This is a genomic window from Maricaulis sp. W15, assembly GCF_001924955.1.
Taxonomy (GTDB): Bacteria; Pseudomonadota; Alphaproteobacteria; order Caulobacterales; family Maricaulaceae; genus Maricaulis; species Maricaulis maris.
This window is the reverse complement of sequence record NZ_LQXG01000022.1, coordinates 58,973-74,034: the sequence shown is the minus strand read 5'-3', so window position 1 is coordinate 74,034 and position 15,062 is coordinate 58,973. Positions and strand designations below refer to the sequence as shown.

At 64.2% G+C, this 15,062-nt stretch carries 8 protein-coding genes; 2 read left to right on the top strand and 6 right to left on the bottom strand.

Features of this window, described 5'->3' with window-relative positions; all coding sequences use genetic code 11:
• Positions 1 to 356: 356 nt before the first annotated feature.
• Positions 357 to 5,996 (top strand): Ig-like domain-containing protein, encoded by a 5,640-nt coding sequence (locus AWH62_RS16195; protein WP_075191531.1) that lies wholly within the window; start codon positions 357 to 359, stop codon positions 5,994 to 5,996.
• On the opposite strand, the gene AWH62_RS16190 is transcribed toward AWH62_RS16195, so the two are convergent.
• The 5 genes from AWH62_RS16190 to AWH62_RS16170 are packed head-to-tail and all read right to left on the bottom strand — an operon-like array spanning position 5,993 to position 12,252.
• Entirely contained in the window at positions 5,993 to 6,577 is a 585-nt protein-coding gene (locus AWH62_RS16190) for a molybdenum cofactor guanylyltransferase (RefSeq protein WP_075191530.1), read from the bottom strand. The genes AWH62_RS16195 and AWH62_RS16190 overlap by 4 nt on opposite strands.
• Positions 6,574 to 7,383, bottom strand: coding sequence for a formate dehydrogenase accessory sulfurtransferase FdhD (gene fdhD / locus AWH62_RS16185; RefSeq protein ID WP_198928922.1), 810 nt, complete (start codon positions 7,381 to 7,383; stop codon positions 6,574 to 6,576). The genes AWH62_RS16190 and fdhD overlap by 4 nt, the downstream gene beginning before the upstream one ends.
• Complete coding sequence (fdhF, locus tag AWH62_RS16180) at positions 7,364 to 10,219, bottom strand: formate dehydrogenase subunit alpha (RefSeq protein WP_075191529.1); 2,856 nt, start codon at positions 10,217 to 10,219, stop codon at positions 7,364 to 7,366. The genes fdhD and fdhF overlap by 20 nt, the downstream gene beginning before the upstream one ends.
• A 9-nt stretch (positions 10,220 to 10,228) precedes the next feature.
• Positions 10,229 to 11,761, bottom strand: coding sequence for an NADH-quinone oxidoreductase subunit NuoF (locus AWH62_RS16175; protein ID WP_075191528.1), 1,533 nt, complete (start codon positions 11,759 to 11,761; stop codon positions 10,229 to 10,231).
• Complete coding sequence (locus tag AWH62_RS16170) at positions 11,758 to 12,252, bottom strand: NAD(P)H-dependent oxidoreductase subunit E (protein WP_075191527.1); 495 nt, start codon at positions 12,250 to 12,252, stop codon at positions 11,758 to 11,760. The genes AWH62_RS16175 and AWH62_RS16170 overlap by 4 nt, the downstream gene beginning before the upstream one ends.
• A gap of 254 nt (positions 12,253 to 12,506) precedes the next feature.
• Here AWH62_RS16170 and AWH62_RS16165 point away from each other — a divergent pair, with 254 nt between their 5' ends.
• Positions 12,507 to 13,166 carry a response regulator transcription factor gene (locus AWH62_RS16165; RefSeq protein WP_075191526.1) on the top strand — a complete coding sequence of 220 codons (660 nt, stop codon included), beginning with the start codon at positions 12,507 to 12,509 and terminating at the stop codon, positions 13,164 to 13,166.
• A 24-nt stretch (positions 13,167 to 13,190) separates the two neighbouring features.
• Here AWH62_RS16165 and AWH62_RS16160 read toward each other — a convergent pair whose 3' ends face one another.
• Positions 13,191 to 14,978 carry a hybrid sensor histidine kinase/response regulator gene (locus AWH62_RS16160; protein WP_158025653.1) on the bottom strand — a complete coding sequence of 596 codons (1,788 nt, stop codon included), beginning with the start codon at positions 14,976 to 14,978 and terminating at the stop codon, positions 13,191 to 13,193.
• Positions 14,979 to 15,062: the final 84 nt, after the last annotated feature.

Here is a 15,062-nt window from a genome sequence, read left to right as displayed (position 1 = left end):
CGTACGGGTCAAGATCATCGCAAGGGGAGGTGGTCTCGCTGGCGGCTTCCCCAACGGCATGGCCCGCGGCAATCAAGGCTCGTGAAGGCGGCGCCGTTCCGACACACTTTGGGCGTGCGCTGATCTGACGAAATCTGCACCGACCCACCCGTTTGGGCGATTGTCGGTGCCCGCCAAATCCTGCCTTTTCCACGCGACGAGTTTTGTCTGGCCGCGCCCATCTGCGCGTCAGGCATCCGGGTGTGTGCCGGGGGGCGCCACCCATGGCCGGTCCGTTCCAGACCATCGGGGCGGGCCGGCCAAGGTATTCGAGTTCAGGCAGGCGGCGCCATCCACGCCGCAGACGGGGATTGAAGATGATCACGCAGCTGGTTTCACAAGCGCTTCGCGGCGCGCGTCATGCGCTTCAACAACCGGCCAAGGCGGGCATGTCGGTCTTGGCAGCCATTGCGGGCGTCATGCTGGCAACGGCGCCCGTCCTGGCTTGGGCGATACCGGCTCCGGTCGCGCCGCGGCTCGAATACTTTTCGGGGCCCACCTACACCAACCTCGATGTTATTAGCGTGGTTGCCCAGTTCGACTCCGATGTCGTGAACGTCGATGCGAGTGATTTTGTCGTCACCGGGACAACCGCCACGATCACGGCGTTTTCCGCGCTCAGCGCGTCGCGGTACCAGATCGAAATATCGGGTGGAAACTTGGCCGGTCTGAATGGTGAGGTTTATTTCAACCTTGCAGCGGGCCAGGACATCGAAAGCTCGACAGGAGCGCCCCTCACCAATCTCGCACCGAGCTATGGCGACTCCCCGGTGACGGTGAACAATACCCAGCCCATTGGCACCTTCTCCAGCACCAGCTCAGGCACGGTCAGCGGGACATTCTCGATGGCGGTCTCGTTCACGCCGCATGAGGGAAATGCGGACGATATCACCGGCTTTGCGCAGTCTGATTTCGTGGTCACGAACGGAACCGTCACCAATCTCAATCACTACACCGCCGATCGTGCCGTTTTCGATGTGACGCCGACCGCGACAGGAACCGTCACCGTCGAACTGCCTGCAGGCTCGTATTATGATCAGGCAAGCAATCCGAACCTGGCGTCGACCCCGTTCACGATCGAGGCTGATCTCGACCCGCCGGAAGTCGTCTCGATCACGCGGCACGATCCCGCAACCGAGTACACCAACGGATCAAGTCTGGTTTGGCGCGTTGAATTTTCCAAGCCGGTATCAGGTGTCAGCACCGATGATTTTCAGGTCAGCGGTTCGACTGCCGCTGTGTTCGAGCGTTCTTCGGAAGGCGCCGACAATGACGTTTGGCTGGTGCGCGTGCAGGGCGGAAATCTGAGCACCGCAACTTTTGCGGGCGAGGTCGGGTTGGGCTTCAGTGGTTCACAGAATATTGCTGATGATGAGGGGCGTGCCCTCATTGATACAGTTCCGTCTGGGGCTAACGAGACCTTCCAAGTCTCTCACGTAGAGCCGGCTTTGCGCGATATCCTTCGTCATGATCCGGCTGGCGACCGGACCAATGCCGATTCCGTGACCTGGGACTTCGCCTTCTCGTCGATTTCTAGCTTGTTCGACTTGGGGCCGGACGATTTTGCGCTGAGCGGCACCACCGCGACCCTGGCGGTAGAGCGTTACTCGGTCGGCTTCTATGTTACCGCGTCCGGGGGTGATCTTGCCGATCTGGACGGCAATATCCAAATCTTCATCGATGGCTCGGACCATTATGACGAGTATGGCAATCGCCTGTCCTCGCCCAACCCGACCGGGAGCTGGCATACCAATTTTCAGTTGGACAACACGCCGCCGACAGTCGAATTCAATCCTGGCAGGCCGAGCGTTCCGGGCGGGTCCTTCCTCGTCAGTATCGAGATCTCCGAGGACTATGATACGTTCGAGGCTGCCGACATCGTGGTCGGGAATGGCTCGATCACGTCCTTCTCTCCCTATGCCCAGCGTCGCTTCATCGACATTGAGGTGACGCCTGATGGCGAAGGAGCGGTGACCATTGATGTGCCGGCGGGAACGTTCAATGATCTCGCTGGAAATCCGAATACGGCCGCCGAGCAGGCGTCCGTCATCTCGGATGCAACACCGCCGACCATCGCCAGCGTCGAGTTTGTGACGACCGGCGGCTCGCCCACCAATTCCGATACGCTGACCTGGAAAATCACGGTTTCCGAACCGGTGCTCGCGTTTGACCAGTATGACTTCTTCGTGCCCCAGATCGGTGGTTTTCCGACCGTGACCAACCCGGAACCGACTGTCTATCTGGTTGAAGTGTCGGGCGGCCCCCTGCCTGACTATAACGGGACAGTGTCGCTGCAGCAGGCCGGCAGTTTCAGTATTCGCGACCATTCCAACCTGTATATGGAATCGGGCGCTGTGGTCGGTGGCGGCGCTGCCGAGTGGACAGTGACGATCGACAATATCGCGCCGGAAGCCGGCATCGTGTCGAGCCGCTCGAGTGTCGCGGATGAATTCCCGATCCTGATCACCACGACGGAAGCCACGCGAGCAATCACTGCGGGCGATATCACCGTGACCAATGGCACGATTGACGGTCTCAGCACGAGCGGCACTCAAACCACGGTCCAGATCGTGCCGACGAATGTTGGCGAAGTGCTTGTGCAATTGCTGCCTGGAAGCGTCACCGATCTGGCCGGCAATGCGAACACATACACCGCTTCCTTGAGTGTCCAGTATGAAGTGACGCCGCCAAGCCTCGTCTCGATCGAGCGCTTCAGCCCGACAACCGAAACCACCAATGAGGATCAAGTCGCATGGTTGGTGACCTTTTCCGAGACGGTTGAAAATGTCGGCCCGGGGAGTTTTGTGTTTTCCGGGGCTGATGCGGATCTGGCCGTCTATCCCGTCAGGGGCGGGCCCGGGCCCGGGCGTGGGCAAGCGCCGAGGCCGTCCAGCAGCGATTCCGGTGAAACCGGCACCGCATTCCAGGTGATCGCGTATAATGGGGATATTCCCGATCATGACGGTCTGGTCACCCTGACGGTCCGCGGCGCCAACACCATCACCGATCTGGCCGGGCTGGACCTTGTCGGCACAACGCCGACCGGCGCCAATGACAATACGTTTTATCTGGCCAATGACGTCACCGCTCCCGGTGTGGTCATCAGCTCCGACGCCACAGATCCGGTCGCCGGTGCCTTCACGGTCTCGGTCGCGTTTGATGAAGTGGTCACAGGTCTCGAACTGAGCGAGTTCGTGGTGACCAATGGGGTGGCGTCCAATCTGACCGGATCCGGTGACAGCTATACCGTTTTGATCACGCCGAGCGCCGATGGCGATGTGGTCGTGGAACTGCCGCAAGGTGCTGCCAGTGACGCCGCCGGCAATGGCAATGATGCCGCGACGCCGTTCACGATCGGCGCAGACTTCACGGCGCCGACCGTCACCCTGGCCTCTGCGACCGGTGATACGGTTGCTGGCCCATTTGGTCTGGTTGTCAGCTTCTCGGAGCCGGTCACGGGTCTCGCCCTGGGCGATTTCATGGTCGTGAATGGTGAGGTGTCCGATCTGGCGGGATCGGGTGCCGACTACACGCTGACGGTGACACCGTTGTTTGAAGGCAATGTCACCATTCATCTGGCGGTGGGTGCGGCCATTGATGCAGCGGGCAACGCCTCGGTCGCTGCTGAAACAGCCACGGTCACAAATGATCTGACCGGGCCGACTGTGGTGCTGTCCAGCGATGTGACCCTGCCGGTCACCGGATCCTTCACGCTCACCATTACCTTTGGCGAAGCTGTCATCGGGTTTGAACTGGCCGACCTGGTGGCAACCACGGCGAGCCTGTCCGACCTGGCCGGTGAGGGCGCGGTCTACACCGTGCTGGTCACCCCGCAGGCCGGCAGCCTGTTGACGGTCGATCTTGCTGCGGATGTTGCCACGGATGCCGTCGGCAATGGCAACAGCGCGGCCGAACAATTCTCGCTCATCCTCGACAACACGCCGCCGGTCCCGGCTTTCAACCTGCCGGGCGATACCGTTGAAGGGGCTTTCACAGCCGGCATCACCTTCTCCGAGGATGTCACAGGCTTCGACCTGTCCGATATTGTCGCGGTGAATGCCGACCTGTCAGAATTCACGGTCGTCGGGGCGGCGGAATATTCTGTCCTCGTCACGCCGCAGACCATTGGTACGATCAGCTTGTCGATCGCGGCTGATGCGGCGACTGACGCGGCTGAAAACGGCAATACGGCTGTGACTGCCGAGATCGAAGCCATCTCGCGTGCCATTGAGGTCTCTGTTGATCTCGGCGAGGAGGTGACCGATCCCACCGATGTGTCGGCCGAAGCCAGCATCTCCAATCCGGGCAGTGAGCCGGTGGCCTTCCGGGTCGAGGTTGATGTGCCGTGGCTGGATGTTGACCCGATGTCGGGCACGATCCCGGCGCTTGGCGAACTCGACCTGACGATCACGGTCAACGCCTTGGCCAACGAGTTGGAAGCGGGCACCTATACCGGCACCATCACCGTCATCAATCTCGATGGTGATGCCATCGCCAAGGGGCCGAATGCTGTGTCCCATGCGGCGGGTGACACGATCGTCGTGGCGATCCCGCTGACGGTGACGATCGCCGAGCGTCGTGGCACGATCCAGCTGGTCTCGACCACACCGGGCGGTGTCCAGCGTGACGCGACCTTCGGCTTCGCCTCCAGCGATGCCGATCTTGACGGGCTCAGCCTGACCACGGAGAACGGCTATGCCGAGACCACGCCGGTCCGCAAACTCCTGGGCCAGTATGATGTCACGCAAAGCCTGCCGCAGGGCTGGCGTCTGGATACGCTGAGCTGTGTCGGGGATACCGATGGCGGCAGTGTGATCGATCTGGCCGCCGGCCGTGTCGACATTGATCTCGACGCCAATGAAGACATTGTCTGCACCTTCGCCAATACGCGGGACGAGGCGGAAATCCGGCTCGCGACCCAGCGCACCATCCGCAATTTCATGGTTCGCCGGGCTGATCGCATCCTGGATGCGGCGCCGGACCTGACCCGTCGCTTGCGGGATCGCGGCACCCGTTCGCCGGGGCAGTTCTCTGCCGACATCAATGGCGGCACGCGCATGATGTCGATGTCGACCAGCCTCTCGGGCATGCGCAATCATGCCCGCGACAGTGCGCCGCAAATGGATGCGGCGCCGGGCGCCACCCATCCGCGCGGCGAAGGCGTGGATGTCTGGCTGTCGGCGCGTTATTCCTCGCTCTCCGATGACCGGACAGGCGAGGGCACCGACAGCGCCTTCGGCGTGCTGCAGCTCGGTGCTGACTGGTCGGTGGGCGACGGCACGCTGGTTGGTGTCCTGGTCCAGCGTGACTGGATGGACGAGCAGACCGACGATATTGCCGAGCGGGCCGGCGGCATCCGTGGCGCCCGTGTCGGTGGCACCGGCTGGCTGGCAGGCCCCTATGTGGTGCATCAGCTGACCGACGGGGTCTGGTTCGACGCCATGGCGCTCTACGGCCAGTCCAGCAATACGGTCGATCCGCTTGGCCTCTATGAGGACGAGTTCGAAACGAGCCGCTACTTGCTGCGCATGAATTTGAGCGGTGAGTGGCAGTCCGGTGCCTGGCGTATCCGGCCGTCGGCCAGCCTGGCGCATTTCGAGGAGACCCAGGACGCCTATGTCGACAGTCTTGCCATCGACATCCCGTCGCAGACCATCGCCATTGGCCGTCTCGAAGCCGGGCCGGAATTTGCCTATCGCTTCGCGCAGGCCGACGGTGGCTGGTGGGAGCCGAGCCTCGGCCTGACCGGGGTGTGGGACTATAATCCCGCCGAGCTGCTGAACGAGAACGGCCTTCTGGTTGGAACCGGCGATGTCCGCCTCGACGCGCGGCTGGGCCTTCAGGGTCAGTTGGCGCCGGGTGCATCAATCGCGCTGGAAGCGGATGTGTCCGGTCTTGGTGACGGCGATTTTGAGGCTCGCTCTGCCCGCATCGAACTGCGCCTGTCCTTCAACTAATCGGACGGCGTTGCGGCAAGCCTGCGGCGGGCCTGTTCGAGATCGGTTGCCGTGTTGATATTGAGGAAGGCATCGCCAACCGCGAAATCAACACGGTGCGCCGCCGCGGCATCGGCCAGGGCCGCCAGGGCCGGGCCGGAGCCGGGCGGGAGGTCCGCCAGCAGCGCCAGCAAAGTGTCCGGTCGCCAAGCGCTGAAAGCCGGCTGCAAGCGCCCGCCGGATTGCGCCACGGCCGGCAGCGGGTCGGCGCATAACCGGTGCACCAGATCTGTCGCGAGAAAGGGCGTGTCGACCGGGACGGTGACCAGGGCCGGGTCTGTGGCGCCGACCGCGATCACATGTCGGGCCGCTGCCAGCAGGCCGGCGGCGGGACCGACCGGACCGTCCTCCGGGTCGGGCAGGGTGGCAAGCCCGCTGCCATAATCATCCGGGCCAGCGATCAGCACAGTATCGACCTGGGGCGTCAGGCGCGTGATGACATGATCGATCAACCGCCGTCCGCCGAGTTCAAGCCCGGCCTTGTCGATGCCGCCCATCCGTCGCGACTGCCCGCCGGCCAGGATGATGCCGAAGCGCGTCACGTCACCGCCACGAACCGGCCGCGGCTGGCGGCATAGAGTCGGATATTGGCTTGTTTCGCCCTGTCGATGGCCAACAGGGTCGGTGCCGAGAGGCTGGCCAGCGCCGGCATGCCGGCCCGGGCGGCCTTCTCGATCAGCTCGTAGGAGGCGCGGCTCGACATCACCAGGAAACCGTCACACGGGTCCGGCCCTGTGCGTGCCAGGGCGCCGATCAGCTTGTCGAGCGCATTGTGGCGACCGACATCCTCGCGCGCCGCCAGGATCGACCCATCGCAGCCGGCCCAGGCGGCCGCATGCACCGAGCGGGTGCGCGCATTCAGCGGTTGCCAGTCGGCCAGCGCGGCGAAGGCGGTCGCCAGTGCGGCTTCGGTGACATCCGCCGGCGTGTCTGCGACGCGGGGCAGGGGCGCGGTCAGGGATTCGGCATTTTCCAGCCCGCACAAGCCGCAGCCGGCCCGTCCCGGCAAGGTGCGGCGACGGCGGATCAGGTCGAAGCGTTGCAGGCGTTCGGCATTGAGGGTGATGTGAAGATCGATCCCGAGCGGCTGATGGATGATCTCGATGGCCTCGATCTCGCCCGCCTGCCGGACCAGTCCTTCGGACAGAGAAAACCCGATCGCGAAATCCGCCAGATCGGCCGGCGTCGCCAGCATGACGGCGTGGTTGCGGCGGTTATAGGTGACCGCGACCGGGACTTCATTGGGCACGGCCCAGCGAGTTCCGTCGGCCAGCTCGACATCGCTTGCTGTCGCCGCGGCCTCCCCGCTTTCCTGGATGACGGGCGTGTTATTCAGCCGGTTCGACACGGCTGTCTTTCTCGATACGGCGGCTCGCGGCGAGTGTGTCGGCATAGTCTTCCTGCCAGGGCGAGCGGTGATTGGCGGGGGTCACTTCAACCGCCGTCACCTTGTATTCCGGACAGCTGGTCGCCCAGTCGGAATTCTCGGTCGTGACCACATTGGCGCCGGTGCCGGGATGGTGGAAGGTCGTATAGACGACGCCCGGCGCCATGCGTTCGGAATGCTTGGCCCGCAGGGTGATCTCACCCTTGCGGCTGCGCACCGAGACCCATTGCCCGTCCTGGACACCGCGCGCCTCGGCATCGCTGGGGTGAAGCTCCAGCACGTCCTCTTCATGCCAGCGCGTATTCTCGGTCCGCCGCGACTGGGCGCCGACATTATACTGGCTGAGAATGCGGCCGGTGGTCAGGATGAGCGGGAATTTGCGATTGGTGCGTTCGGTGGTCGGCACGAATTCAGTGACCACGAAATGCCCCTTGCCGCGCACGAAACCGTCGACATGCATGATCGGCGTGCCCTGTGGTGCGCGCTCGTCGCAGGGCCACTGCACACTGCCATCGCGGTCGAGGCTGGCATGCGAGACGCCGGCAAAAGTCGGCGTCAGGGCAGCGATCTCGTCCATGATGTCGGCCGGTCCGGCATAGTCCGTCCCGGTGTAGCCCATGGCGTTGGTCAGCGCCTGCGTCACCGCCCATTCCGCCATGCCGGTCTTGACCGGTATGGCCGGGCGGACCCGGTTGATGCGGCGTTCGGCATTGATGAAACAGCCATCCTTTTCGAGGAAGGAGGTGCCGGGCAGGAAGACATGGGCAAAGCGCGCGGTCTCGTTGAGGAAGAGGTCCTGCACGATCAGGATGTCGAGCGCCCGCAGGGCGGCTTCAACATGCTGGGTGTTCGGGTCAGACTGGGCGATGTCCTCGCCTTGCACGTACAAGCCCTTGAACGAGCCGCCGCAGGCCTCGTCGAACATGTTGGGAATGCGCAGGCCCGGCTCGGCATCCTGCGGGCTTTGCCAGGCGGCCTCGAACGTGGCGCGGGTGGCGTCGTCGCTGACATGGCGATAGCCGGGATATTCGTGCGGGAAGGAACCCATGTCGCACGAACCCTGGACATTGTTCTGACCGCGCAGCGGATTCACACCGACCCCGCGCCGCCCGATATTGCCGGTCGCCATCGCCAGATTGGCCATGCCCATCACCATGGTCGAGCCCTGGCTGTGTTCGGTCACGCCCAGCCCGTAATAGATCGCCGCCCGGCCGCCGCTGGCATAAAGACGCGCGGCAGCCCGGATGTCCTCGGCGGCCACACCGGTGATGGCGGCCGCGGCCTCCGGTGAGTTGGCCTCATCGCGGATGAAGTCGAGCCAGTCGGCAAAACTGTCGGCCTCGCAGCGCTCGGCGATGAAGGCGTCGTCGAGCAGGCCTTCGGTGGCGGCGACATGGGCCAGCGCGTTGACGAGGGCGACATTGGTGCCGGGCTGGAGGGCCAGATGGTGGGCGGCCTCGACGTGCGGCGTGCGCACCAGATCGATGGCGCGCGGATCGGCGATGATCAGCTTGGCCCCTTCGCGCAGGCGGCGTTTCATCTGCGAGGCGAAGACGGGGTGGGCGTCGGTCGGATTGGCGCCGATCAGCAGGATGACATCGGCCTCTTCGACACTGTCGAAATCCTGGGTGCCGGCGGAGGTTCCATAGGTCTGTTTGAGGCCATAGCCGGTCGGCGAATGGCAGACCCTGGCGCAGGTATCGATATTATTGTTGGCAAAGGCGGTGCGGACCATTTTCTGGACCAGCCAAACCTCCTCGATCGTACAGCGCGAGGAGGAGATGGCGCCGATCGACTTGCGGCCATGCGCGGCCTGGGTCGCTTTCAGGCGATCCGCTGCAAAGCCGATGGCCTCATCCCAGGACACTTCCCGCCAAGGCTGGTCGATACTGTCACGGATCATCGGCGCGGTGATGCGGTCGGCATGGGAGGCATAACCCCAGGCGAAGCGGCCCTTGACGCAGGAATGGCCATGATTGGCCTTGCCGCCCTTGTCCGGTACCATGCGGATAACCTGATTGCCCTTCAGCTCAGCCTTGAAGGAACAACCCACCCCGCAATAGGCGCAGGTGGTTTTCACGGTCCGGTCAGGCACGCCATGTTCCACGACCGCTTTTTCCTGCAGGGTAGCCGTCGGACAGGCCTGAACACAGGCGCCGCAGGAGACGCACTCCGAATTGAAGAAGTCCGGCCCGCCGACCGAGATGTGCGAGTCGAAACCGCGTCCCTCGACGGTCAAAGCCAGCGTGCCCTGGACCTCGTCACAGGCGCGCACACAGCGCGAGCAGACAATGCATTTGGACGGTTCGAAATCGAAATACGGGTTGGAGACGTCCTTCGCCTGCCCGCCATGGTTCTCGCCGGCGAAACCATAGCGGACATCGCGCAGGCCGACCGCACCGGCCATGTCCTGCAGCTCGCAATCGCCATTATCGGAACAGGTCAGGCAATCGAGCGGGTGGTCGGAGATATAAAGCTCCATCACCCCGCGGCGCAGGCGCGCCAGCCGGTCCGATTGGGTGGTGACCTTCATGCCCGGCTCGACCGGCGTGGTGCAGGAGGCCGGCGTGCCGCGCTTGCCGTCGATCTCGACCAGGCAAAGCCGGCAGGAGCCGAAAGCTTTCAGGCTGTCGGTGGCGCAGAGTTTGGGGATTTGCGTGCCCAGTTGCGCCGCCGCCCGCATCACGCTGGTGCCGTCGGGCACGGTGACATCGAAGCCGTCTATCTCCAGCGTGACAGACCGGGTGGCGCCACGCGGCGCCGGTGTGCCGAAATCAAGGTCCTGGTCGAGGGGCATGACGAACTCCTACTCGGCGGCCTGACGGGTGAAGTCTTCGGGAAAGCGCTGGATGGCGCTGCGCACCGGCATCGGTGTCAGCCCGCCCATCGCGCACAGCGAACCATCCGTCATCAGCTCGCACAGGTCTTCAATCAGGGCGAGATTGTCGGCCACCGCCTCGCCGGCAATGATCTTGTCGAGCGTTTCACGGCCACGCGTCGCCCCGACCCGGCAGGGCGTGCACTTGCCACAGCTCTCGATGGCGCAGAATGCCATCGCAAAGCGGGCTTGCCGCGCCATGTCGACCGTGTCGTTGAAGACCACGATCCCGCCATGGCCCAGCATACCACCGATCGCCGCCAATGCCTCATAATCCATCTCGACGTCGAGATCAGCATCGGCCAGATAGGCGCCCAACGGACCGCCGACCTGAACCGCACGCAGCGGTCGACCGGACCACGTGCCGCCGCCGAAATCCTCGATCAGCGAGCGCAGCGAGACGCCGAAGGCAAGCTCGATGAGGGCGCCGCGCCTGATGTCACCGGCGAGCTGGAAGGCCTGGGTGCCGCGCGAACGGCCGGTGCCGAAATCGCGATAGGCTTCGCCGCCATGCTCCAGGATCCAGGGCACGCTGGCCAGGGTGAGGACATTGTTGACGATGGTCGGCTGTCCGAACAGGCCGGCGATGGCGGGGATGGGTGGTTTCGCCCGGACCTCGCCGCGCTTGCCTTCAAGGCTGTTCAGCATCGAGCTTTCTTCACCGCAGATATAGGCGCCGGCACCGGTGCGGACCTCGATGTTGAAATGATCGCCGTCGCTCAGTCCGGCAAACAGTCCGGCCTCGCGCCAGATACCGATTGCGGCCTTCAGTGTGCGGATGGCGTGCGGGTATTCCGAGCGTAGATAGACCAGCCCGCCGGTCGCGCCGATGGCGCGGGCAGCAATGCACATGCCGGCGATCAGGGTGAAAGGGTCGCCCTCCATCAGGAGGCGGTCGGCATAGGTGCCGCTATCGCCCTCATCGGCATTGCAGCACAGCCAGGTCTGGTCGCCCCTGGCCTTGCGGGCCGTCTCCCATTTGATCCCGGCCGGAAAACCGGCCCCGCCGCGGCCGCGCAGGCCGGAGGTTTTCACCGTCTCGATGATGGCGTCCGGGTCGAGTTGTTTGGCGGTATCCAGTCCGGCGCGGCCGCCGGTCGCAATCCAGGCGTCCAGATCGAGCGGGTCGTTGAGGCCGCAGCGGGCGAAGATCAGTCTTTGCTGGCGCGCCAGTTGTGGGATCGCCGCAACCGGGCCCAGCGCGAGCCTGTGATCATCGGGAAACCCGGCGGCGACCAGGTCCGCGACATCGCCCGGTGTGACCGGGCCAAAGCCCAGGCGCTCGCCATCGCGTTCGATCTCGACCAGCGGTTCCAGCCAGAACAGGCCGCGTGAGCCATTCCGGATGATGCGGCAGGTGTCGGGCAGGGCAGCGGCCAGCTGGTCGGCAACCTGATCCGCCCCAACCGAGATGGCGGCTGAATCACCGGGAATGAAAATGCGATCCGGGGGCGTGTTCATTGCGGTTCCGCCTCCACGATCTCGCGGGCTACGAGTTCGGACATCAGGCGATCGGCATCTATCCGTCCGATCGGTGTCTCGTCGAGCAGGGCGGCCGGGCTAAGCGCGCAATTGCCCAGGCAATAGACTGACCGGATTTCCAGCGCCGGCTCGTCGCCCTCTGTCACACCGAGTGCCCCCAGACGGCGTTCGATCTCCGCCGCGGCCGCATCGCCGCCCGCGGCCTGGCAGGCTTCGGCGCGGCAGAGTTTGAGCACATGGCGGGCGCCGGGCTGGCGTTTGAAATCATGATAGAAGCTGACCACGCCGAGCACTTCGGCCCGGCTCAGATTGAGTGCGTCGGCGAGCGTGGCGATGGCGGCGTCCGAGACAAAGCCGGCGCTGGCCTGGATGTCGTGCAGGATTTCGATCAGCCCGTCGGGCCGGTTTCCCTGACGCGCGCAGGCGGCGCGGGCCGTCTGGTCATCGATCGTGTCGATCAACATGGGCATGGTTTGGCGCCAATCTCCCCGACAACGCCGTTCAATGCCGGACAGTATGACGCGTTCGCGTGCGCTTCCCAAATCCTCAGGCCAGCCAATCGGGTTGCGGTATCCCGCGACGCATTTTGCGCCGGATTGAACCGCCGACGAGTCTTGAGCTGGTGAGCTGTCTCGCCTAGCGTTCGGCCGTCGGGGAGTATCGAAATGTCTGCCGCCAATGCGAAACCATCGAGCCATCGCGCGACAAGTGCTTGGTGTGGCACATGAATGCGGGCGAGCGCCGGATCGCGCTGGTCGATGATCACCGCATGTTTGCAGATGGGTTCGGCGTCCTGCTGGCCTCGCTGAGGCCTGACTATCAGGTCCGGACATTTGACGAACCGATCGCTTTTCTGCGCCTGGTCGAGACGGCCGAGGCGTTCGATCTGGTCATTCTCGATCTGGTGATGCGCAGCATGAATGGCCTTGCCGTGCTGGCGGCCATGCGCGAGCGCAAATGTCGCGCGCCGGTGCTGATCATTTCGGGTATCGGTACCGAACCGCCGCTGGCTGAAATGCGGGCGCTCGGCGCGCGCGGTTTTGTTCACAAGACCGCCGATACCGAGACACTGGTTGCGGCAACCGATGCGATCCTGGCCGGGCGGAGCTTTTTTCCGACCGTGTCCGCTGCGGGCGGTGAGGATGGCGACGGGGCGGACGGGTTCGACGATTTGCCGCTCACTGATGGTCTGCCGTCCCTGGCACCGCGGCAGTTGGAAATCCTGCATCTGATCGGTCGCGGCGAGACCAACAAGATGATCGCGGTGGCGCTCAATATCAGCGAAAACACCGTGAAATCGCATCTCCGCGCGATCTTTGAAGCGCTTGGTGCCCACACCCGCACCGCCTGTGTCCGCAAGGCACAAGCGCTGGGACTGATCTGACAACCGGTTCCGAAGCCGGCGGGATCAGTCGGCGTGTGGCGGATGCGCCAGGCTGTCGAGCAGGGTCTGCCGCAGCTGTGCCGGATCGGTGGGCTTGGTCAGGACGGTGACGTTGTCGAGGCCGGCCAGTTTCTCGAACTGATAGACATCACCGGTGAGCAATACCGCGGGAATGTCGGCCGCGACTTCGCTGCGCAGGGCAGCAATCGTCTCCAGACCGTCCTCGCCGTCAGCGAGCCGCTTGTCGACGATCAACAGCGCGGGTTCCGATGTCGCCCAGCCCATCAGTTCGATCGCGTCCGCGCCCGAGGCCGCCGCGATCACCCGACACTTCCAGTCGGTCAGCAGGATTGACAGCGCATCACGCACCGAAGACTCATCCTCGACGAGGACGATCAGTGGCGCGCCGGTGATCTCGGCGGGGCCCGGCGAGGCGGGTGCGGCGATCTCGCCAACCGGCTGACAGGCCAGCGTGATGCTGGCACGCGTGCCTTCGCCGGGGGTCGAGTCGAATGTCAGCTCTGCACCGAGCTTGCGGGCGAGCTGCCGGACAATGGGCAAGCCGAGGCCCAAGCCCTTCGGCGCGTTGTCCCGGGTCGGTGCGAGCTGCACATATTCGTCGAAGACGCGGTCAATCGCGTCGGCCGGGATGCCGTTGCCGGTGTCACAAACCTCGATCCGGACACGATCGCCGTCGCGGCGCGAATGAAGGGATACACGGCCGCCGGCAGGCGTGAACTTGACGGCGTTCGACAGCAGGTTGCGCAGGATGCGGGCGACCAGCAAGGGGTCGCTGTCGAGCACGGCCGGCTCGAAACGGGTCTCGAGCGCAATCTCATTGTCGTGCGCCGGTTCGGCGAATTCCTGTTCGAGACCGGTCAGAACCGATGTCAGGTCGAAGGCGCGCGGCTTGGCCACGATCGCGCCGCTGTCGAGCCGTGCCGTCTCAACCAGCGCCTGGAGCAATTGCTGCTGTGCTTGCCAACAAGCTTCGATCTTGTCGAGCAGGGCGGTCTGGTCCGGGCGTTCCATCAGCGGCCGCATTGCGCCGATGAAAAAGCCCTGGGCCTGCAGGGGCTGTGACATGTCATGGCTGGTGGCCGCCAGGAAGCGAGACTTTTCGGCGCTGACTTTCTCGATCAGCGCGTTCTTTTCCTGCAGGCGCCGGGTCAGCTCTCGATTGCGCTCGGCGGCCAGCATTTCCTTGGTCTGTATTTCGGCCCGTGCGCTGACCAGCAGGCCGAAGCCGTAATAGATCAACAATCCAAGCCCGATCAGCCGCAATGGGCCATCAATGGTGATCAGCCAGTAGGCCGAAAAAGGGACCAGCGTTGCCGTCGCCAGGGCGATATAGGTCGACCGGTATTCAGCGCTGGGCATCATCCCGCCGACCGTGATCGCGAACACCATGTTGATGGCGATGAAGAGGTGGAGCAGGGAGCCGGCGTCGAGAATGGCGATGGCAAACAGGGCCCAGATCACGCCGGTCAGGCCTGAAATCACCATATGGCCGGTCAGGTAGCGTCGGTAATTTGTCCGGTCGACGCCATCGGGAACCGCCAGCCGCGGGTAGAGAAAGACGATGCCGACCATACTGCCGGCGGCTGCGACCCAGCTCGCAGCAACGGCAAATTGGCCGGCCAGCATTATCAGGATGGCGAGATAAAGGATGACGCCGCCAATGATCAGGCAGGACATGCCGGTCCGGTCGCGTAACAAGCGCGCCTGGCCCATCCGGACCTGTTCGAGGTCGGTGGCGGCAGGTTCGGTCGCCGACGCTGGGTCCGGCATGTGGCGGGTGGTGTCGGTCACGACCACGGCTCCCGGAGGTGCGGCGCCGGGGATCGCCACGCATTCAACTGGTCTGCCCCAATCCTGCATCAAATCTGCCACCGC